Raw genomic sequence first — 21,101 nt, 5'->3', positions numbered from 1 at the left:
ATAGCGCTATGGGGAACATACCTGTATTTCAAGTTTTCACGTTGAACCATTGATGAGCGCTATCGAAACCAACCTGCCCAACCGCCTGCGCGAGGCCCGCACCGCCATTGACGGCGCCATGAGCCGCGACCGTGGCCGCCTGCTGGGGCTGCTCTCGCGCTGGCAGGGCAAGCCCGATGCGGCCAGTGAGGCCGCCTTCCGGCAGCTGCTGGAGCGTTCCTGTGCGCAGCGCCAGCAACGCGCGGCGCGCCCGATCGCCATCACCATGGACCAGGCACTGCCGATCGCGCGTGAAGCCGAGCAGATCAGCGCCCTGATCCGCGCCCACCAGGTGGTGGTGATCGCCGGTGAAACCGGCTCCGGCAAGACCACCCAACTGCCCAAGCTGTGCCTGGCTGCAGGCCGCGGCAGCGCCGGCATGATCGGCTGCACCCAGCCGCGCCGTATTGCCGCCCGCGCGGTGGCCGCGCGCGTGGCCGAGGAGCTGCAGACCGAGCTGGGGACGGTGGTCGGCTACCAGGTCCGCTTCACCGACAAGGTGGGCGAGGACAGCCGCATCAAGTTCATGACCGATGGCATCCTGCTGGCCGAGATCGCCTCGGACCGCTGGTTGTCGCGCTATGACACCCTGATCATCGACGAGGCGCACGAGCGCAGCCTCAATATCGACTTCCTGCTGGGCTACCTCAAGCAGCTGCTGCGCAAGCGCCCCGACCTGAAGTTGATCGTGACCTCGGCCACCATCGACACCGAACGCTTCTCGCGTCATTTCGGCGACGCGCCGGTGGTCAGCGTGGAAGGCCGTACCTATCCGGTGGAAGTGCGCTACCGGCCGCTGGAGGAAGGCAACAAGGCCGCAGCCGAGCCGGCAGCCGGCAATAGTCGCCGTGACGAGGCCGACAGCGACCCCATGTCGGTCAATGAAGCCATCGTTGCAGCGGTCGATGAGATCACCCGCAGTGATCCGCGCGGTGACGTGCTGGTGTTCCTGCCAGGCGAGCGCGAGATCCGCGATGCGCACCAGGCGCTGGAGCGGCGCAAGTACCGTGAAACCGAGGTGTTGCCGCTGTACGCGCGCCTGTCGGCGAAGGACCAGGACCGGGTCTTCAACCCCGGTGCCAAGCGCCGCGTGGTGCTGACCACCAACGTCGCCGAAACCTCGCTGACCGTGCCCCGCATCCGCTACGTGATCGATCCGGGGCTGGCCCGCGTCAAGCGCTATAGCCCGCGCCAGAAGCTGGACCGGTTGCATATCGAGCCGGTGTCGCAGGCCAGCGCCAACCAGCGCAAGGGCCGCTGCGGGCGTGTGTCGGAGGGCGTGTGCTACCGCCTGTATGCCGAGGCCGACTTCCAGAGCCGGCCGGAGTTCACGGATCCGGAAATCCGCCGCTCCTCGCTGGCCGGTGTGATCCTACGCATGTTGCAGCTGGGCCTGGGCAAGATCGACGAGTTCCCGTTCCTGGAAGCCCCGGACGAGCGTGCGGTTGCCGATGGCTGGCAGCAGCTGGCCGAACTGGGTGCGATCGATGAGGAGCGCAAGCTGACCGCCATCGGCCGGCAGATGGCACGTCTGCCGGTGGATGTGAAGCTGGCGCGCATGCTGGTGGCGGCGCAGAAGGGGGGCTGCCTGCGCGAGATGCTGGTGATCGCCTCGTTCCTGGGCATCCAGGATCCACGCGAGCGTCCGCCCGAGGCGCGCGAAGCCGCCGACAATGCCCACGCGCTGTTTGCCGATGCGCGCTCCGAGTTCATCGGCATCCTGCGCCTGTGGAACGCCTACCGTGGCGCGCACGAGGAGCTCACCCAGTCCAAGCTGCGCGACTGGTGCGGGCGTCATTTCCTGGGCTTCCTGCGCATGCGCGAATGGCGCGAACTGCATCGCCAGCTACGCCTGTTGTGCGAGGAACTGGGCTGGACACTGGGCGAGGACGAAACCTTCGGCCGGGCCTTGATGTCGGCACCGCCGGCCGTGCCTGCCGGTGGTGACGCCGAGGCCAAGCGCAAGGCCACGCGGGGCGAGCTGCACAAGGCAGCGCGGCTGGCGCGGGAGGGTGTAAAGCCGGCGGCAGGGGCGGGCTTGCCTGCGCTTCGGGCCGGGCTCGAGGGGAAAAAAGGCAAGCCCGACGCCGACTCGGTTGTCGGCGGCATCCCCGACAAGGTCCGCGTGGCGGCCTACCAGGCATTGCACCGGGCGATCCTTGCCGGCTTGCCTACCCAGGTGGGGCATCGCACCGACAAGGGCGATTTCCAAGCCCCGCGCCAGCGCCGCTTCCATCTGTTCCCGGGTTCGGCATTGGCCAAGCGGCCGCCGCCGTGGGTGCTCAGCGCCACTTTGCTGGATACCCAGCGCGTGTGGGGCATGACCAACGCCGCGATCGAGCCGGACTGGGTGATTGCCGAAGTGCCGCATCTGCTGGCGCGCAAGCATTTCGATCCGCACTGGTCCCGGGCGCAGGGCCAGGTGCTGGCGTCGGAGCAGATCAGCCTGTTCGGGTTGGTGCTGGCGCCGAAGAAGCCGGTGCACTACGGCAGGATAAATCCGGGCGAGGCGCATGACATCTTCGTGCGCCAGGCCTTGGTGACCGGTGAGATCAACACCCGTGCCGGGTTTGTCGCCGACAACATGAAGGTGCTGGAGCAGGCGCGCGAGGAGGAAGCCAAGCTGCGCCGTGCCGGCATCGTCGCCGACGAGGACTGGCAGGCGCGCTGGTACCTGGACCGGGTGCCGTCCCATATCCATTCGGTCAATCTGCTGGATGCCTGGTGGAAGGCGCTGCCGCCGGAACAACGCCGTGGCCTGCACTGGTCGCTGACGGATCTGTTGCCGGGCGAGGGCAGCGAGCAGGACCGTTATCCCAAGTACCTGGCGCTGGGTGATGCCCGGCTTGCCCTGCACTACCGCTTCGAGCCGGGCAGCGAGGACGATGGTGTCACCCTGGACGTGCCGCTGCACCTGCTCAATGCGCTGGATCCGGCGCGCCTGTCCTGGCTGGCGCCGGGCTTTGTCGCCGACAAGGCATCGGCGCTGATCCGCAGCCTGCCCAAGGCGATGCGGCGTAATTACGTGCCGGCGCCGGATTTCGGCCGTGCGTTCTTCGAGGCCTGGCCGCAGCCATCGGCTGACGACATCCGCGGCGAACTGGCGCGCTTTCTGTCCAAGGCGACCGGTGCAGCGGTGGCGGCCACCGATTTCGATGTCGAGGCGCTGGAGCCGCATCTGCGCATGAACCTGCGGTTGTTCGACGCGGCACCGGCGGACGCGCCCGATGCCGCCCGCGACACGTCCTCCGCGCGCAAGGGCAAGCACAACGCCGCGGGGCGGATGCTGGCGATGTCACGCGACCTGGACAGCCTGCGCGCGCGCTTCGGTGAGCGCGCCGGTGATGCGTTTGCTGCCCGTGCAGGCAAGGCGCTGGCCGCCGAAGACCTGCGCGAGTTCCCCGGCAACAGCATTCCCGAACAGGTGGCCGGGGAGGCCGGCGTACCGGCCTATCCGGCGCTGGTCGATACCGGCGAGGCCGCTGCCCTGCGTATCTTCGCCGACCGCAACGAGGCCCGTCTGGCACACCCCGGTGGGGTGCGTCGGTTGTTGGAAATCGCGTTGGCCGACAAGCTCAAGCAGGCCCGCAAGCAATTGCCGATCGCGCCCAAGACCGGCCTGCTGTATGCGGCCATCGAATCACAGGAGCGCCTGCGCGGTGATCTTGTGGACGCCGCACTCAATGCGGTGCTGGCCGAGGGGTTGGGCGACATCCGCAGCGCCGAGGCCTTCGAGCTGCGCCGGGCCGAGGCCGCCAAACAGCTGTTCGGCGAGGCCATGCAACGGCTGAAACTGGCCGAAAGCATCCTCGGCCTGGTCGGTGAGTTGAAGCCGCAGCTGGAGGCACCGCTGATGGGGTGGGCGCGCGGCAATCTGGATGACATGGAGGCTCAACTGGCCGGGCTGGTGCATGCCGGCTTCCTGCGGCAGACGCCGGCCGATGCGCTGGCGCAGTTCCCGCGCTACCTGAAGGCCATGATCCTGCGTGCCGAACGCGCCAAGCGCGATCCGCCGCGCGACCAGGCGCGCATGCTGGAGCTCAAGCCCTTTGTCGATGCACTGGACGAGGCCCGCGTGCAGGGCCGCAGCGAGCGCCCGGAATGGGCGGCGTTGCGTTGGGACATCGAGGAGTTGCGGGTGGCCTTGTTTGCCCAGGAACTGGGTTTCCGCTCCGGCATTTCGGCCAAGAAACTGGCCCAGCGGGTGGCCGCGCTGCGTAGTTGATGCGAGGCATGCACCGGCGCCGACAGTGGCGGTGCACCATGGCCGGGGGTCAGCGGTCGCTGGTCTTGGCCAATTCGATGCAGCGCCGGCGTGCATTGCCCATCTGCGTATGGGCATTGTTGTGTTCGCGGGTAATAGCCTGGCGGAAGGTGGCCATGCGCGTGCGCAGCGCCTGGCTGCGCTCGGCATCGTTGGCCTTGGCCAGTTCCTCGTTGAGCAGGGACATCTGCTGCTGCAAGGTGCCGACGCGGTCGTTGGAAGGGCCGTAGATGGACGCGGTGGCATCGGCGATGCAGCTTTTCTCGGCGGCGCGCATGGCCTCGAGTTCACTGCTGTTGTTAGCACTGGCCGGCGTTTCGGTGTTCCTGGCCTGGCCGTTTTCAGCGGCAGCGGTGGCAGCTGCCGTGAACGGCTCCGACGGACGGGTGTCGCGCAGCTTCATCGGCTCGGCGCGGGCATCGCACGGGTGCTCGGAATACATGGTTTCACCGGACCGGCCTTTGCATTTGTAGACATCGGCGGCGGCAGTGGCCGGCAGCAGCAACAGCAGGATGAACAGGATGGCGGGCATGAAAGGGCAGGCTCGCTGATGCGGAAGAAGCCCCGGCGCGGCGGCCGGGGCGAAGGGTTTACTTGGTGCGACGTACCTTGGCACGGGTATTGACCCCGTCGATCTGCAGGTACCACACGTTCATCAGCCCGGGGGTGATGCGCACCTTGGGTGCCTGCTTGCGCACCCCGGCGACCATGGCGTCATCGGTCTGTTCCCACACCTGGCCATTGTCCAGCGTGTATTGGCGGCCTTTGCCGAAGCCGCGGAATTCGCCTTCCAGCGTGGCCTGGATGGGCTCGTTGCTGCCGAAATCAAAGAAACCGCGGTTCTTGACGATCACTTCCTGGCGGCCTTCCTCGCGCGCCTGCTCCAACGCCTGGCTGGCGGCCTGCTCTACCTTGCCCTGCAGCCAGTTGTTGAGGGCGGCGAGCTCCTGCGTGCTGAGCTTGTCCAGGCCGGCGGCCTTGAACTCATCGGCGGACATCTGCTGCTGCAGGTCGCCCTGTACCACGCGCTGCGCGTGGGCCGGGGACAGCAAGGACAGCGACAAAGCGGTGACAGCAAGCAGGACAGCCAGGCGGGGCAGCTTCATGGGTGATTGTTCCCGGAGACGGTTGGGCGCTAGTGTAGGGGCATCCGCCCGTAATTGAATGCTGTGAACCGTTCCTCTTCCCCCGGCCTGGAAGCGCTGCTGCAGCGTGCCTCTACCCGCGCCCTGTCCGAACCGCTGCGGCAGGCCCTGCTCACGTGCTGGCAGCAACCCGATGTCGATACCGTACCCCGGCTGCCTTGGCCGGTGCTGGCCGACACGCTGGACTCGCTCGCGCTGCTGTCCGCTGACGAAGGCGTCATCGTCGCTGCGTTGTTGTTCGACCTGCCGGGCCTGCGGGCGCATCTGGCGGAACTGCCGTTGGGGCAGGCAGCGGTGGCGGTGGCGGGCCTGCTGGATGGCCAGGAGGCCGCCGACCAGGTCTGGGCGCTGCACGCCGGCCGTGATGCCGGGCGCAACAGCGAGGGCTTGCGGCGCCTGTTGCTGTCCATCATCCACGACCTGCGGGTGGTGCCGATCCTGCTGTCACGGCAACTGGCCTGCATGCGCGCGGCCGACAAGCTGCCGGATGAGGAGCGCCGGGCACTGGCCCAGCTCACCCGTGACATCCATGCGCCGCTGGCCAACCGCCTGGGCATCTGGCAGCTGAAGTGGGAACTGGAAGACCTGGCATTCCGCTTCCTGGACCCGGAGACCTACCGCCACATCGCCCGCGAGGTGGACGAAACCCGGGTTGCGCGCGAGCGCTACGTGGAGGCCGTGAAGAAGAAACTGTCCGCGGCGCTGGCCGAGCAGGGCATCCGCGGCGAGGTCAGTGGCCGGCCCAAGCACATCTACAGCATCTGGCGGAAGATGCAGAAGAAGCACCTGGCTTTCGAGCAGTTGTATGACCTGCGCGCGGTGCGGGTGATGGTGGATGACGTAGGTGCCTGCTACGCCGCGCTGGGTGCGGTGCATGCGCTGTGGACGCCTATTCCCAGTGAGTTCGATGACTACATCGCCCGCCCCAAGGCCAACGACTACCGGTCGCTGCATACGGCGGTGATCGGCCCGGAAGGGCGCACGATCGAGGTGCAGATCCGCACCCACGAGATGCATGCGCAGGCCGAACTGGGCGTGGCCGCGCACTGGAAGTACAAGGAAGGCAGCAAGGGCGCGGAAAAGGCCTTCGACCGCAAGATCACCTGGATGCGGCAGTTGCTGGAGCAGGCGCAGGACCCGGGCAACCCCGAGGACCTGGCCGGAGCGCTGGATGCCGAGCTGGTCGAGGACCGGGTCTACGCACTCAGCCCCAAGGGCGAGGTGATGGACCTGCCGGCCGGTGCCACACCGTTGGATTTCGCCTACCACGTGCACACCATGGTCGGGCACCGCTGCCGGGGCGCCAAGGTCAACGGCCGCATCGTGCCGCTGGGCTACAAGCTGCGCAGTGGCGACCGGGTGGAGATCCTGACCGGCAAGGAGGCCGACCCACGCCGCGACTGGCTGCTGTTGTCCAACGGCTTCCTGGCCAGCGCACGTTCGCGCGAAAAGGTACGCAGCTGGTTCCACAAGCTGGACCGCGCGCGCAATGTGCAGGCCGGCCGTGAATTGCTGGAGCGCGAGCTCAAGCGCCTGGGGCTGCAGCAGGCCGATTTGATGGTGGCCGCGCGCAAGTTCCACGCCGACAGCGTCGACGATCTCTACATCCAGGTGGCACTGGGCGACACTGGCCCCAACCAGGTCAGCCGTGCCTTGCTGGAGGCGGAAAAGGCCGCTCAGGCACCGGCCGCACCGGCCCTGCCGCGGCCCACCGCGCGCCGTGGCGGTACCGGCAAATCCGATTTCACCGTGCAGGGGGTGGGCAATCTGCTGGTGCAACTGGCCCGTTGCTGCCAACCGGTGGCGGGTGAGCCCATCCAAGGCTATCTCACCCGTACCCGCGGGGTGACGGTGCACCGCGCCGACTGCGCATCGCTGGCGCGGCTGGGTGCGGCCCATCCGGACCGCGTGCTGCCGGTGGAGTGGGGGCGCAAGGGCTCGGCCTATGAAGTGGACGTGATGGTGCGTGCGGTCGACCGGCGCTGGTTGCTGAAGGACATCACCAACCTGATTGCCCAGGAAGACGCCTATGTCATCGAGATCAACAGCGACAACCTGCGCGAGAGCGGCAGGGTGCAGTTGCGGTTGCGGTTGAAGGTCAACGACTACGGGCAGCTATCCACCCTGCTGGGCAAACTCGAGGCCTTGCCGGGCGTAGACGATGCCCGAAGGCTGGGCTAGGTAAGCTTGGCGCATGGAGAACTGGCGCCAACGCGGCCAACAGGGACTGGAAACACTCGGCGACAAGCTGCGGCTGTATGGGCGCTGGTGGGTGGCGTGTGGCTGGAACAGCCCGCGCGCCTGGCGGGCCATCGGCATCGGCGTACTGTTGCTGAGCATCGTGCTGGCGATATTCCGGCAGCCGCTGGCGGATTGGCTGTGGCCGGAAAGCCGTATCCAGAAACTGCTGGATGCCGGAGGCCAGGCGTTGCAGCAGGGTCGGCTGAGCGCGGCGGACGGCAGCGGCGCGGGCGAATTGTTCGAGGCGGCGGCGGCGCTGGACCCTGACCGGGTGGAGGTGAAGCAGGCGCTGGCGCGGACCGCACAGGCCGCGTTGGAGCGTGCCCGCAAGGCTTTGGCCGCCGGTGACTACAGCGCCTGCGAGCAGGCGCTGCAGTTGGCGCGGCGGCTGCAGGCACCGTCCAGCGATATCGATCGCATCCAGATGCAGCTGCACACGCAGCGGCGCCAGCAGGGCAGTGTGGAGGAACTGCTGCAGCAAGCTGAAAGCGCACACGCGCAGGGCCGGTTGGACGACGGCGCCGACAGCGCGTTGCCGCTGTACCAGCAGGTACTGGCCATCCAGCCCGATCGCATGCAGGCGCTGGAAGGGCGTGACGAAGCGCTGGCCGAGCTGGTCATGCAGGCCAACCGTGCAGTCGAACGACCCGGGCAACTGCAGGCTGCGGCGGCCACGCTGCGGCGGGTGGAGTTTTACGACCCGGGGCACGTCGAGTTGCCTGCGGCCAAGGCCTTGTTGAACGCTTCGCTGGAGCGGCGTCGGTTGCAGGGCGGGCATGCGCTGGCACGGGGCCGGCTGGAGGCCGCCGCCGATGCCTTCAGCGAGGTGCTGGCGGTCGCCGAGGAACCGGCCGCTCGGCAGGGGTTGACGCGGGTGGCGCAGCTGCAGGCACAGGAGGCCACGCGGCTGGCCGGAGATTTCCAGTTCGAGGCTGCCGCGCGGGCGCTGCAGCAGGCGGAGCAGTTGGCGCCGGACAATGCCGAAGTTGCCGCCGCAGCGCAGGCGGTGGAACGCATCCGCACCGCGCGGCGCGCGATGGATACCCGCTTGTCGCCCAGCGAACGCGAACGCCGCTTGAAGGCCCTGCTCGCGCAATTGGAGGAGGCCGAAGCCCGCGAGCAATGGCTGTTGCCGCCAGGCAGCAGTGCCTATGACCGCTTCAAGGCGGCACAGGCGCTGGCGCCGCAGGATCCGCGGGTGAAGCGCGCGGCGGCCCGTATCCAGCCCGCCGCGCGTGCCTGCATGGAAGACAACCTGCGCGGCAATCGCCTGCGTGCGGCGCGTACCTGTCTGGATGCCTGGCAGGCGCTGGCGCCGGGTGATTCCAGCCTGGGCATTGCCCGGCGCCGCTTGGCCCAGCGCTGGATAGCGGTGGGCAGCGAGCGCTTGGGCGGTGGTGACACCGCTTTTGCGCAGCAGGCGCTGCAGCAGGCCCAGCAGATCGATCCGGCCACGCCGGAAATCGCCGGTTTCAGTGATCGGGTGCGCAACGCGTTGCGTTGAGTTGCCCAAACATGCCGGCTGATACGTCCGGGTTGAGGAGGCTCAACGGCGCATGTCGTGCAGAACCTGTGCCAGCGTTTTCACCGCCTGCTCCAGTTCCTGCGGCGTGTGCGCGGCAAACCCCATCAACAAGCCGGCGCGGGTCGGCGTGTGCGGCGCATACAGGGTGCTCAGCCCGAGCAGATCGATGCCAGCGCGGCGGGCGGCGTCCACAGCACGGGCTTCGTCGATAGCCTGCAGGAACAGGCAGGGCATCTGCATGCCGCCGTCCGGCACCCGTGGCTCCAGCACCCCGGGCAGGTGGCGACGCAGCAACTGCGCCAAGGCATCGCGGCGCTGGTTGTAGATCACGCGCATGGCGCGCACATGCGCGCCAAAATGGCCACCCTCCATGAAACGGGCCAGCGTGAGCTGTGGAATGGGGGCACTGTGTCCATCGAGCAGTGTGCGGGCGGTGGTCATCGGCGCGACCAGTGCCGGGGGCAGCACCATGAAGGCGATGCGCAGCCCGGGGAACAGCGATTTGGTGAAAGTGCCGATGTAGATCGTGCGGTGATGCGGATCCAACCCCTGCACGCAGGCCATGGGCTTGCCGGCGTAATGGAATTCACTGTCGTAGTCATCCTCGATGATCCAGGCCTGTCGGCTGCGGGCCCATTCAATGGCGTGCAGCCGTCGGTCCAAGGACAGGGTCGTACCGCTGGGAAACTGGTGGGAGGGGGTCAGGAACACCGCCCGGCCAGCAATGGCATCGTCCAACTGGTCCACGCGCATGCCTTCGGTGTCTACCGCAACCGGCACGCAGCGCAGTCCGGCGGCATCGAAGGCCTTGCGTGCGCCGTGGTAGACGGGGTTCTCGATGAAGATCTGTTCGCCCGGATCGAGCAATACGCTGGCGCACAAGGTCAGCGCCTGCTGTGAACTGGTGACCACCAGCACCCGTTCCGGGCTGGCATGCGCACCGCGCTCAAGATTGACGTAGTCAGCGATCGCACGTCGCAGCGCTTCCATGCCCTGTGGCGGGCTGTGCAGCAGGGCGGCGCTGCCCCATTGCCTGAGCACCTGGCGCTGCAGGCGTTCCCAGATCGGCAGTGGAAACGTGCGGGTCTCCGGGACGCCGGGTGCAAACGCACGCGGGGCAAGGAAGTCGCGTACCCCGCCATTGCGGTACATGGCATTGCCGCGCTGGCTCAGCCGCGGTGGCTGCGGCGCGGTGCCCCGCGGACGGGTGCTGTCATGCCGGTCCAGCCAGCGCGCGCGCTCGGCGACAAAACTGCCACTGCCCACCCGCCGCTCGATGAAGCCTTCTGCATGCAGCTGACCATAGGCGGCCTCGACCGTGTCACGGGAGACGCCCAACGACACCGCCAGGGCTCGGGAGGCGGGAAGCGCACGGCCTGCATCCAATGCGCCATCCAGTACCAGTTGGCGGATGGCGCGCTGGATGCGCACATGCAGCGGCAAGGCGCGCTGGGCTGGGTTCATGACCCAGGCTTTGACGGACTCCAGTTGTGCATGGCGGAACAATGGTCTGCTCCATATGTAAAAAGTGGAGGGGGCCATCATGCCATTTCCGATCTATAAAACGGCCTCCGCAACAGCCACATCCCACCCCGAGGAGTCCGTGCTTCCCCATGCTCCCAGCAGCTTCCCCGCGCCAGCCCCTGCGCGTGCACGATCTGGTGCATCCCGTCATTGCCGGCCTGGTGTCGGTCATCGTCAACTATGGCGGCACCTTCGTCCTGGTGCTGCAGGCCGCCAGCGTGGCCGGCCTCAGTCCCCAGCTCACCGCTTCGTGGGTGTGGTCGCTCTCGATCGGTGTCGGTGTTACCGGCCTGCTGCTCAGCTGGCGTCTGCGCGCACCGATCATCACGGCCTGGTCGACACCTGCGGCGGCGTTCCTGGTCACTGCGCTGGCGACGACGCCTTATGCCGAAGTGATCGGTGCGTATCTGGTCTCGGCATTGGGCTTTGTGGTGCTTGGATTGTCAGGTGGGTTTGAACGGCTCATCCGGCTGATACCGCCAGGCGTGGCGGCCGGTCTTCTGGCAGGCATCCTGCTGCAGTTCGGTAGCAGGGCGTTTGCCGGGCTGAATGTTGATCCATGGTTGGCCGGTCTGCTGATCGCCGCCTATGTGCTGCTGAAGCGCTTCACTGCGCGCTATGCGGTGCTTGGCATCCTGCTGCTGGGGCTTGCATTCCTGCTGCCCCGTGGACGGCTGGATCTGTCCGCGGTGACTGCGCAGTTGGCATCTCCGGTATTCACGATGCCGGTCTTTACCCTCAATGCGTTGTTGAGTGTGGGCTTGCCCTTGTTCCTGATCACGCTGACCGGCCAGTACATGCCGGGCATGCTGGTGCTGCGCAACGATGGTTTCCGCACCAGTGCCAATCCCATTGTCGCGGTGACCGGGCTTGGCTCGCTGCTGATGGCACCGTTCGGGGCGCATGGCTTCAACATCGCAGCGATCACCGCCGCCATCGCCACCGGCCGCGAGGCCCATGAAGATCCGGCCAAGCGATGGGTCGCGGGGGTGGCCGCGGGTATCGGCTACATCGTCGTCGGGATATTCGGGGTGACCTTGGCAGCGCTGTTCACGGCCTTGCCGCCTACGTTCATTGCAACCCTGGCCGGGTTGGCATTGTTGGGAACCATAGGTGGCAGCCTGGCAACGGCGTTGGCCGATGCGCGCACCCGCGAGGCCGCGCTGATCACCTTCCTGGCGGCGGCAGCCAATATCACCCTGCTGGGCATCGGTGGCGCGTTCTGGGGGTTGGTGATCGGGTTGGCGGCGCATGCGCTGCTCCACGGCCGGTTGCAACGGCAGTTGCCAGCCGTGGCAGCGCGGGGAACGGTGACCCCGGTGGAGAAGGCCAATGCCTGAGGCCACCCAGACCCGCCACGAACACCATGGACGCTACCCGCAGGCGGCGAGCGTGGAGGACTTCCGCCGCAACCTGGCGCGGGTGCGTGCGTGCATGGATGCGGCCTGCCGGCGCGCAGGGCGTGATCCGGCGGGGGTGCGCTTGCTGCCGGTCAGCAAGACCAAACCGGAGCAGAGCCTGCGCCTGGCGCACGCCGCCGGTTGCGACCTGCTGGGCGAAAACAAGGTGCAGGAGGCCGCGGCCAAATGGCAGGCCATGCAGGACCTGGGGGATCTGCGGTGGTCGTTGATTGGCCACCTGCAGACCAACAAGGCCAAGCTGGCCGCGCGCTTTGCCAGCGAGTTCCAGGCGCTGGACAGCCTGCGTGTGGCCGAAGCGCTGGAGCGCCGGCTGCAGATCGAGGGGCGCGGGCTCGATGTCTATGTGCAGGTCAACACCTCCGGCGAAGCCAGCAAGTACGGTCTGGCGCCGGAACAGGTGGCCGCACATCTGCATGCGCTGAAGGCCTATCCGGCCTTGCGTGTGCGCGGATTGATGACGTTGGCGGTGTTCTCCGCCCAGGCGCAACGGGTGCGCCAGTGCTTCATCCAGTTGCGCGAGCTGCGGGACCGGCTGCGCCAGGACGCGCCGGCCGGGGTCGGTCTTGAGGAACTGTCGATGGGAATGTCGGGCGATTTCGAGATCGCGATTGAAGAGGGGGCGACGGTGGTCCGCGTGGGTCAGGCGATCTTTGGCGCGCGGCCGCTGCCCGACAGTCATTACTGGCCGCACGCCGATACGCAGGCCACGCCATGAAGACCGCAGTGGCGATCCGTCATGTGCACTTCGAGGATCTGGGTGTATTGCAGCCGCTGCTGCAGGAACGTGGCTATGCAGTGCGCTATCTGGAGGCTGCCGATGCGGAACTGCATGCGGTGCCGGCAGCGGATCTGCTGGTGGTGCTGGGCGGCCCGATCGGTGCCTTTGACCAGGCCATCCATCCAGTGCTGGAAAGCGAGCTGGCGTTGATCCATCGCCAGCTGCTGCAGGATCGGCCGCTGCTCGGCATCTGCCTGGGGGCGCAGTTGATCGCCCGCGCGCTGGGAGCCGAAGTGGTGGGCATGGGCAGCAAGGAGATTGGTTTTGCCCCACTGTCGCTCAATGCACAGGGCATGCAGTCACCGCTGGCGTTGCTGGGTCAGGTGCCGGTGCTGCATTGGCACGGTGACCAGTTTGGCATCCCCCGTGCAGCCACCTGCCTGGCCGCTACGCCGGCATGCGCCAACCAGGCTTTCAGCGTGGGTCACCGGGTACTTGCCCTGCAATGCCATCTGGAGGTCGATCCCGCGCGTATCGAACACTGGCTGCTTGGGCATGCCTGTGAGCTTGCACTCGAAGGTATCGATCCGCGGGCGTTGCGCGCGCAGGCACTGCAGCTACGGGCCCACTTGCCCACAGCCGCAAGGGCGGTGTTTGGCGCCTGGCTGGATGGGTTGGATGCAATGGAAGGAGGATCTGCATGAACGCTCCCGGGTTCTCACCAACGGGGCAGCCACTGTCCTTCGACCTGGTGTCGGTGCAATCGCAGGTGCTCTACGGCCGGGTTGGCAACAGCGTGGCGGTGCCGGTGCTGGAGTCCTTTGGCCTGAGCGTGGCGGCTGTGCCGACGGTGCTGCTCAGCAACGCGCCGCATTACCCCAGCGTACATGGTGGGGCACCGCCGGACGCGTGGTTCTGCGGGTGGTTGCAGGACCTGCGCGCGCGTGGCGCGCTGCAGGCCCTGCGCTCCGTGCAGCTGGGCTATCTCGGCAAGCCGGCGCAGGCAGCGCAGCTGGCTGACTGGTTATCGCAACTGCTGGTGACGCAACCTGCGCTGCATGTGCTGATCGATCCGGTACTGGGGGATTACGACCATGGAATCTATGTGGCTGATGGGCTGCTTGAGGCCTACCGCCATCATCTGCTGGGGTTGGCGGATGGCATGACCCCAAACGGATTCGAGCTGGCGCGCCTGACCGGCATGCCCACCAATGATGTGGGCGACGTGGTGGCGGCGGCCCGCAGCCTGCTGGTCGGGCGCACGCGCTGGATAGCGGTGACCAGCGCCGCACCGGCGGCCTGCGCCGAGAACGGGATACAGGTGGTGCTGGTTACGGCGGGGCAGGCGTACTGCTTTACCCACGGGCGTGATGCGATCGTGCCCAAGGGTACGGGCGACCTGTTCGCTGCCGCGCTGAATGCCGGTTGGCTGTGCGGCCTGGGCCTGCAGGCAGCGGTAATGAGCGCCTGCGAGCACGTTGTGCGGGCAGTGCAGCGCACCGGCCAGGCCGCATCCGCGGAACTGCTGCTGCCAATGCAGATTGTTGCCGGCGAGTGCCCGCGCCCGTTGCCGTCCGCCAGCCGTGTGCATATGCAGCCGCTGTATTCGCATTTTTCCTCCAGGGACGTTACTCATGCATGACATTGCGTTGGACCTTGCCGCGTTTGATCCGGAGCTCGCCCAGGCGCTGATGGCCGAACAACAGCGCCAGCAGGACCACATCGAATTGATCGCCTCGGAGAACTACGCCAGCCCGTTGGTAATGGCGATGCAGGACTCGGTCTTCACCAACAAATACGCCGAGGGCTACCCGGGGCGGCGTTACTACAGCGGCTGCGAGCATGTGGATGTGGCCGAACGGCTGGCGATCGAACGGGTCAAGGCGCTGTTTGGTTGTGATTACGCCAACGTGCAACCGCATGCCGGCGCACAGGCAAATGCCGCGGTGTTCCTGGCCCTGGCCAAGCCAGGGGATACGGTGATGGGCATGAACCTGGCGCAGGGGGGGCACCTGACCCACGGCAACCCGGCCAATTTTTCCGGACGGCACTACCGGATCGTTCCTTATGGGCTGGATCCGGCAACCGGACTGGTGGACTACGACGAGATGGAGCGCATTGCCGTTGAACAGCGCCCAGCGCTGCTGATCGGTGGCTTTTCCGCCTATTCCCGGCACAAGGATTGGGCACGCATGCGCGCCATCGCCGACAAGGTGGGGGCGTTGCTGTGGGTGGACATGGCGCATGTGGCAGGGCTGGTTGCTGCCGGTGTGTATCCGGACCCGTTGCCGCATGCGCATGTGGTTACCAGTACCACCCACAAGACGCTGCGCGGGCCGCGTGGTGGCATCATCCTGTCCAAGGGCCAGGATGCGGCATTCAACAAACGGCTGGATGCGGCGGTGTTTCCAGGCGTGCAGGGCGGGCCGTTGATGCACGTGATCGCCGCCAAGGCGATCGCTTTCAAGGAGGCCTTGCAGCCGGGTTTCAGGCGCTATCAACAGCAGGTGCTGGCCAATGCCCGCGCGATGGCGGCGCGGTTGCAGCAGCGGGGCTACCGCATTGTCTCCGGTGGCACCGACAACCATCTGTTGTTGATCGACCTGTCCGACCGGCCATTCACCGGCAAGCAGGCCGATGCGGCGCTGGCCCAGGCATGGATCACCACCAACAAGAACTCGGTGCCCAATGATCCGCGCTCGCCGATGGTGACATCGGGTGTGCGCATTGGCACACCGGCGGTAACCACGCGCGGTTTTGGAGTGGCCGAATGCGAGCAGCTGGCGGAGCTGGTGGCCGATGTGCTGGACGCCGTGCAGACCGGTGGCCTGGAGCGCGCGACGCAATCCGTGCGCGCCCAGGTGGCGGTACTGTGCGCCCGGCACCCGGTGCATGGTGGGTATACCCGCAACCAGCGGGCCTGCGCCTGACGCGTTGTTGGCCGTGCCTGCCTAGGCGTCGAAGAACACCCGCCGCACCGCCTGCCGGGCTGCATCCATCGAGAAGTGCCTGGCGATGTTGTCCAGGCCGTTCTCGGACAGGCGCTGCCACAGTCCCGGGTCGTCATACAGGCGTAGCACCGCACCGGCAAACACCTGTGCGCCGTCGGCGACCAGTACATCCAGGCCATCACGCAGGTACATGCCTTCCACCGCGCAGGTGGTGGCGACCACGGGTTGGCCGTGGGCCATGCTCAGGTTGACCTTGCCTTTGACGCCGGCGCCAAAACGCAGCGGTGCCACCGCGATGCGCGCCTGGCGCATGTAGGGCACCACGTCCGGCACATAGCCGTGGATCTTCACGCCGGGGCGGGTGGCGGCCAGCGCCTGCAGGCTGTCCGGGATATCGGCGCCGATGCAATGGAACACGATGTCCGGGCGTTGCGCGTGGATCAGCGGGAATACATCGCCGATGAACCACTGCATCGCATCCAGGTTCGGCGGATGGCGGAAGCCGCCGACGAACACCAGGTCGTGGCGCTGGGTCCAGCCCGGCCCGGCGGCGGCTACCTCATGCAGGTTGGAGATCAGTTCCACCCTTACCTGCGGTGCATCGGTGGCCAACTGCTCCTTTTCGGCGGCGCTGACCAGCAGGGTCACGTCGGTGGCGGCCATCATTGCCAGTTCCGTGGCGCGGGTGCGCTCGGCACTGCGCAGCAGGCGCTGGTCGCGTGCGAGCTCGGCGCCGCGGCGCTCACGCAGGTAGTGCAGGTCCACCGTGTCGAAGACGGTGCGGGCCTGTGGTGCGAACTGGCGCAGCAGCGGCAGGCATTCGTTGGCCACATGATGGCGCACCAGCATCACCACGTCGAAACGGGCGCCGTTGCCGCGCATCCAGGCGGCCACGCCGTTGAGGAAGGGCGCATGCCAGACCTCCACGCCAATGGCCTGCAGGGCAGCGCTGGCGGCGCTGGCCGGCTCGCCGCGGGTGGGCAGGAACACCACGTGGGCGCCTTCGGCCAGCAGCATGCGGATCAGGTTGAACTGGCGCAGCGAGGCGGAATCACGGTCCGGCTGCGGCAGGCACTCGTCGATGATCAGGATCTGCCGCTGCCCTCGATGCAGCAAGGCCGGCAACGGCACCGTGCCCACCGCCGGGTGCTGCGCCTGCAGCGTCTGTTGCCAGACCTGGGCAAAGACCTTCTGGTTGCGTACCTGGTAGGCCTTGACCCCGCTGCCGGTATCGGTGCCGTTGCTGGTGCCCTCGTCGTGCACCACGCGGCTGGCAGGCTGCACCAGCACACGCCGGCCGGCGGCGCGCACCTTGAAGGCAAGGTCGGTGTCTTCGTAGTAGGCCGGCGCGTAGCGTGTGTCCAGCCCGCCCAGCTGTTCAAACAGCTCGCGGGGCAGGGCGATGGCGGCGCCGGAGCAGTAATGGGCGTCGCGCAGTGCACTGTAGCGTGGGTCTTCGGCGGATTCGAAGCGGCCGTAGCTCCAGCAGCTGCCGTCATTGAACACCACCCCGCCCGCTTCCTGCAGGCGGCCATCCGGATACAGCAGCTGTGCGCCGACCAGGCCTGCGGCCGGCAGCTGCGTGAAGGTGTCCAGCAGGGCATCCAGCCAGCCGGGCTGCGGGATGGTGTCGTTGTTGAGCAGCACCACGTAGTCGCCACGGCTCAGCCGCAGGCCGTCGTTGCAGGCGGCGATGAAACCGCCGTTCTGCGGGCGCACGTGGTAGCGCAGGCCGGTGATGCGCGGCATCCATTCGACGGTGGCATCGCTGCTGCCATCGTCGATGACCAGGATCTCGCAGTTGGCGGCGGGCGGGTGCGCGGCCAGCGCGCGCAGGCAGGCCAGCGTGTGCTCGGCGTGGTTGTAGACCGGGATCACGATGCTGGCGGTGGGCTGCGCGCTGCTGGGCACGCTGAACGGCACGAACGGCTCGGCCTTTGGAAAGTACAGCGGTGCACGCGCGGCCGGTGGTTGCCGGCGGGTGTGCACGCCCACGCGGTGCAGGGTGGCGCGCCAGCCGCGGGTGCGCAGGCTGGCCAGGCCGCGGCGGGCCAGGCCGATGATGCGGTTGAGGTGATAGCGCGCATCGGCCAACGACATCGACATTCCCATGGAACTCCAGCTTAAGCAGGGGCGGGCGGGCGAACGCCGACCGCGCGGCGGCTGCGTTAGACTCGTCCCACTTCACATTCTCGCATCCCCGTGCCCCGACGCTACGATTCCGACGAATTCGACGACGATACCGACGGCAGTACCTCGCCTTGGCGCAATCGCCTCATCACCTGGGGCATGGCCGCCGTCGCACTGGGGCTGGGCTTCCTGATCCCTTATACGTTGTACCTGAACAGTCAGGTGACCCAGCGTTTTGGCGAACTGCGCTGGCAGATCCCGACCCGGGTCTATGCCCGTCCGCTGGTGCTCAGCCCGGGTGTGGCGATGAACGCCACCACTCTGAAGACCGAACTGGCCGCTTCCGGTTATCGCGACGACGGTACCGGCAGCAGCCCCGGCACGTATCGGCTGCAGGGCGCTACGTTCCATATCGCCAGCCGCGGCTACGTCGACGTCGACGGGCGCGTGGCACCGCGCCGGGTGGAGGTGGTGGTATCAGGCGGGCAGGTGGCCTCGCTGCGTGACAGCGCCGACCGCAAGGGCCTGAAGGCCGCACGCCTGGATCCGGCCCGCATCGCCACCTTGTACGGACAGAAGCAGGAAGAGCGCCGCCTGGTACGCATCAGCGAAACGCCGGAGCTGCTGGTCACCGGCCTGCAGGCAGTGGAGGACAAGGATTTCGCCCGCCACCACGGCATCGACCTCAGTGGCATCGTCCGCGCGGTGTGGGTGACCCTGCGCTCCGGTGGTGAAACCCGGCAGGGCGCCAGTACCTTGACCCAGCAGCTGGCCCGCAGCGGCCTGCTCGGTATCGGCAAGGAACAGACGATCACCCGCAAGTTCAACGAGGTGCTGTACGCGCTGATAATGGAGGCGCGCTACGACAAATCCACCATTCTCGAGGCCTACCTGAACCAGGTTTACCTGGGCCAGCGCGGCAAGCAGGCGATCCATGGCGTGTCCTCCGGTGCCGAATTCTGGTTTGGCCGTGACCTCAATGCGCTGACCAGCGAACAGGTGGCGCTGCTGATCGGCATGGTCAAGGGGCCGTCCTACTACGACCCGCGGCGTAATCCCGAGCGTGCGCTGGACCGGCGCAATTTCGTGCTCGGCAAGCTGCATGAGAACAAGCTGATCGATGATGCCGAATACCAGCGCGCATTGACCGCACCGCTGGGTGTGTCCAAGACGCCGGGCATTGCCGCGGCCAACCGCTTCCCGGCCTATGTGGACCTGGTGCGCCGCCAGCTTGGCCACGACTACCCGGAAAGCGTGCTGCAGGGCGCCGGCCTGAACGTTTTCACCGGCATGTCACCCTCGGCGCAGGCCTATGCCGAGGGCGCGGTGGCGCACACCATCAAGGCGCTGCAGAACAAGCGCCGGCCCGAGCTGCAGACCGGGCTGGTGGTCACCGACGTGCACAACGGCGACGTGCTGGCCGTGGTGGGCAGCGTCGACGTGGCCGAGCCGGGCTTCAACCGGGCGATCGAGGCCCAGCGGCCGGTGGGCTCGCTGCTCAAGCCCTTCGTCTACCTGCTGGCGCTGGCGCAGCCTGACCGCTTCTCGCTGGCCAGTTGGGTGGATGATTCGCCGGTGACGGTCAAGCTCAGCCGTGGCCGCAACTGGACCCCGGACAACGCTGACCGCCGCAGCCATGGCACCGTGCGTCTGATCGATGCATTGGCGCGCTCCTACAACCAGGCCACCGTGCGGGTAGGCATGCAGGTCGGGCCGGAGCGGTTGACCCAGTTGATGCACGTGCTGGCCGGGCTGAAGGCAGAATCCAATCCTTCGGTGATCCTGGGTTCCACCGACCAGAGCCCGTATGGCATGGCCCAGCTTTACCAGTTCCTGGCGTCCGGCGGTGAGATCCAGCCGTTGCATGCCGTGCGTGGTGTGGTGGATGCACAGGGCAAACTGCTCAAGCGCTACGACAAGAGCCCGGCACCGGCACAGGAGGGCGATTCCATCGCTGCCAACCTGATCAGCGTGGGTCTGCAGCAGGTGGTGTCCAGTGGTACCGCCGCCGGGCTCAACGCCGACGGCCTGGCGCGTCTGCAGGCGGCTGGCAAGACCGGTACGTCCAATGATGGTCGCGACAGCTGGTACGCCGGTTATACCGGCGACCATCTGGCGGTGATCTGGATGGGTAACGACCAGAACGAGCAGACCGGCCTGTATGGCGCCTCCGGTGCGATGCGGGTGTGGTCGGGCATCTTCCGCAATTTGCCCAGCAAGGCGCTGCATGTGAACAACAAGGGCCTGGACTGGCAGTACGTGGAAGCGGCCGGCAGCAATGCCACCGATGAAGGCTGCCCGGGGGCACGGCGTTTTCCGTTTGTTGTCGGCTTTGCGCCGCAGTACGTGCCGTGCAGCACCCCGGCCGAGCCCGCATCGGTGGAAGGCGAGGGCGCGCAGCAGCAAGGCGGCGGCTGGCGCAGCTGGTTCGGGCTGGATCGCAAGCCCGACGACGCCGCGTCAACGCCCGCTTCAGACACCCCCGCGCGATAATGCAGCACATGAAATCCATGTCCCCGATACGTTATGTACTGGCCGCCACTGCGGCCTCCCTGTTGCTCAGTGCCTGCGTCAGTTCGCCGCCGACGGCACCGCCGGTAGCGGTGGACAGCACCACCCCGGCGCAGCGCATGACCGCGGTGGAGCAGATTGCCGGTGTCGACGACACCGAGCTGACGGTGCAGCCCTTGCGCGACCCGCAGGTCGAGGACCTGCGCGAATCCGCCATCGCCAAGCGCAGGGCCGGCGACCTGGCCGGCGCGGCCGAGGCCTTGAACGAAGCCTTGCTGCAGGTGGAGAACGACCCGGGCATCCTCCAGGAGCGTGCCGAGATCGCCCTGTTGCAGGCCGATTGGGCACGTGCCGAAACCCTTTCCAGGAAAGCGTTGGATCTGGGCTCGCGCACCGGCCCGCTGTGCCGTCGACACTGGGCCACCATCGAACAGTCGCGTCTGGCACGGGCCGAGAAGGAAAATGCGGTCTCGGCACATGCGCAGATCGAAGGCTGCACCGTGCCGGGCATCAAGCGGTACTGATCCGGCGGGGCGTCGCGATTGCGCACCGGCAAGTGACAGCCGCGGCGTTTCAGCACAGCGCTGCCCACAGCCGCCGGGCGGGGTTGCACGCCAATCCCCACTCCTGAT

13 protein-coding genes and 2 pseudogenes are annotated in these 21,101 nt (G+C 67.2%); 11 read left to right on the top strand and 4 right to left on the bottom strand.

Going from position 1 to position 21,101, the window contains the following annotated elements; genetic code table 11:
- Nucleotides 1–52: 52 nt before the first annotated feature.
- Nucleotides 53–1,919: pseudogene (gene hrpA / locus B2527_RS19615) on the top strand (ATP-dependent RNA helicase HrpA); the annotation flags it as partial.
- A gap of 242 nt (nt 1,920–2,161) precedes the next feature.
- Nucleotides 2,162–4,264 (top strand): annotated as a pseudogene (locus B2527_RS19610) (DUF3418 domain-containing protein); the annotation flags it as partial.
- Nucleotides 4,265–4,313: 49 nt separating this feature from the next.
- Here the strand turns inward: B2527_RS19610 and B2527_RS16610 are convergent.
- Together B2527_RS16610 and B2527_RS16605 are read right to left on the bottom strand one after the other, a co-directional pair.
- Complete coding sequence (locus tag B2527_RS16610; RefSeq protein WP_293716248.1) at nt 4,314–4,835, bottom strand: DUF4124 domain-containing protein; 522 nt, start codon at nt 4,833–4,835, stop codon at nt 4,314–4,316.
- 58 nt (nt 4,836–4,893) lie between these two features.
- The gene (locus B2527_RS16605; protein ID WP_293716245.1) at nt 4,894–5,409 is read right to left on the bottom strand and encodes a hypothetical protein; all 516 of its coding nucleotides are present in this window, start codon (nt 5,407–5,409) and stop codon (nt 4,894–4,896) included.
- Between the two features lie 63 nt (nt 5,410–5,472).
- Here B2527_RS16605 and B2527_RS16600 point away from each other — a divergent pair, with 63 nt between their 5' ends.
- Together B2527_RS16600 and B2527_RS16595 are read left to right on the top strand one after the other, a co-directional pair.
- Entirely contained in the window at nt 5,473–7,629 is a 2,157-nt protein-coding gene (locus tag B2527_RS16600; protein WP_293716242.1) for a RelA/SpoT family protein, read from the top strand.
- A gap of 13 nt (nt 7,630–7,642) precedes the next feature.
- The gene (locus B2527_RS16595; RefSeq protein WP_293716239.1) at nt 7,643–9,193 is read left to right on the top strand and encodes a hypothetical protein; all 1,551 of its coding nucleotides are present in this window, start codon (nt 7,643–7,645) and stop codon (nt 9,191–9,193) included.
- Nucleotides 9,194–9,235: 42 nt separating this feature from the next.
- On the opposite strand, the gene B2527_RS16590 is transcribed toward B2527_RS16595, so the two are convergent.
- Nucleotides 9,236–10,678 (bottom strand): PLP-dependent aminotransferase family protein, encoded by a 1,443-nt coding sequence (locus tag B2527_RS16590; protein WP_293716236.1) that lies wholly within the window; start codon nt 10,676–10,678, stop codon nt 9,236–9,238.
- Nucleotides 10,679–10,827: 149 nt separating this feature from the next.
- Here B2527_RS16590 and B2527_RS16585 point away from each other — a divergent pair, with 149 nt between their 5' ends.
- From B2527_RS16585 to glyA, 5 genes are read left to right on the top strand one after another with little or no spacing between them, the layout of a single operon-like run.
- Nucleotides 10,828–12,078, top strand: a complete 1,251-nt coding sequence (locus B2527_RS16585) for a benzoate/H(+) symporter BenE family transporter (RefSeq protein WP_293716233.1) — start codon at nt 10,828–10,830, stop codon at nt 12,076–12,078.
- Nucleotides 12,071–12,874 carry a YggS family pyridoxal phosphate-dependent enzyme gene (locus tag B2527_RS16580; RefSeq protein ID WP_293716230.1) on the top strand — a complete coding sequence of 268 codons (804 nt, stop codon included), beginning with the start codon at nt 12,071–12,073 and terminating at the stop codon, nt 12,872–12,874. Before B2527_RS16585 ends, B2527_RS16580 begins: the two co-directional genes overlap by 8 nt.
- Nucleotides 12,871–13,581, top strand: a complete 711-nt coding sequence (locus B2527_RS16575) for a glutamine amidotransferase (RefSeq protein WP_293716227.1) — start codon at nt 12,871–12,873, stop codon at nt 13,579–13,581. The genes B2527_RS16580 and B2527_RS16575 overlap by 4 nt, the downstream gene beginning before the upstream one ends.
- A complete protein-coding gene (pdxK, locus tag B2527_RS16570; protein ID WP_293716224.1) occupies nt 13,578–14,519 on the top strand; it encodes a pyridoxine/pyridoxal/pyridoxamine kinase in 942 nt (313 codons plus the stop codon). The genes B2527_RS16575 and pdxK overlap by 4 nt, the downstream gene beginning before the upstream one ends.
- Nucleotides 14,512–15,807 carry a serine hydroxymethyltransferase gene (gene glyA, locus B2527_RS16565; RefSeq protein ID WP_293716222.1) on the top strand — a complete coding sequence of 432 codons (1,296 nt, stop codon included), beginning with the start codon at nt 14,512–14,514 and terminating at the stop codon, nt 15,805–15,807. Before pdxK ends, glyA begins: the two co-directional genes overlap by 8 nt.
- 21 nt (nt 15,808–15,828) lie before the next feature.
- Here the strand turns inward: glyA and B2527_RS16560 are convergent, their stop codons facing one another.
- Nucleotides 15,829–17,934, bottom strand: a complete 2,106-nt coding sequence (locus B2527_RS16560) for a glycosyltransferase (protein ID WP_293716219.1) — start codon at nt 17,932–17,934, stop codon at nt 15,829–15,831.
- Nucleotides 17,935–18,030: 96 nt separating this feature from the next.
- Here B2527_RS16560 and mrcB point away from each other — a divergent pair, with 96 nt between their 5' ends.
- Entirely contained in the window at nt 18,031–20,451 is a 2,421-nt protein-coding gene (mrcB, locus tag B2527_RS16555) for a penicillin-binding protein 1B (protein ID WP_293716216.1), read from the top strand.
- A 17-nt stretch (nt 20,452–20,468) separates the two neighbouring features.
- The gene (locus B2527_RS16550) at nt 20,469–20,993 is read left to right on the top strand and encodes a tetratricopeptide repeat protein (protein WP_293716213.1); all 525 of its coding nucleotides are present in this window, start codon (nt 20,469–20,471) and stop codon (nt 20,991–20,993) included.
- Nucleotides 20,994–21,101: the final 108 nt, after the last annotated feature.

Source organism: Stenotrophomonas sp. UBA7606 (assembly GCF_002477705.1).
Taxonomy (GTDB): domain Bacteria; phylum Pseudomonadota; class Gammaproteobacteria; order Xanthomonadales; family Xanthomonadaceae; genus Stenotrophomonas.
The sequence above is the reverse complement of the archived record's forward strand: the minus strand, read 5'-3'. Positions and strand labels throughout refer to the sequence as shown.

Coding starts and splice junctions, on each gene's coding strand:
- glyA (WP_293716222.1), top strand. CDS start 14,512: ATGCATGACATTGCGTTGGACCTTGCCGCGTTTGATCCGGAGCTCGCC.
- B2527_RS16605 (WP_293716245.1), bottom strand. CDS start 5,409: ATGAAGCTGCCCCGCCTGGCTGTCCTGCTTGCTGTCACCGCTTTGTCG.
- B2527_RS16590 (WP_293716236.1), bottom strand. CDS start 10,678: ATGAACCCAGCCCAGCGCGCCTTGCCGCTGCATGTGCGCATCCAGCGC.
- B2527_RS16585 (WP_293716233.1), top strand. CDS start 10,828: ATGCTCCCAGCAGCTTCCCCGCGCCAGCCCCTGCGCGTGCACGATCTG.
- B2527_RS16610 (WP_293716248.1), bottom strand. CDS start 4,835: ATGCCCGCCATCCTGTTCATCCTGCTGTTGCTGCTGCCGGCCACTGCC.
- pdxK (WP_293716224.1), top strand. CDS start 13,578: ATGAACGCTCCCGGGTTCTCACCAACGGGGCAGCCACTGTCCTTCGAC.
- B2527_RS16580 (WP_293716230.1), top strand. CDS start 12,071: ATGCCTGAGGCCACCCAGACCCGCCACGAACACCATGGACGCTACCCG.
- B2527_RS16595 (WP_293716239.1), top strand. CDS start 7,643: ATGGAGAACTGGCGCCAACGCGGCCAACAGGGACTGGAAACACTCGGC.
- B2527_RS16575 (WP_293716227.1), top strand. CDS start 12,871: ATGAAGACCGCAGTGGCGATCCGTCATGTGCACTTCGAGGATCTGGGT.
- B2527_RS16550 (WP_293716213.1), top strand. CDS start 20,469: ATGTCCCCGATACGTTATGTACTGGCCGCCACTGCGGCCTCCCTGTTG.
- B2527_RS16560 (WP_293716219.1), bottom strand. CDS start 17,934: ATGTCGATGTCGTTGGCCGATGCGCGCTATCACCTCAACCGCATCATC.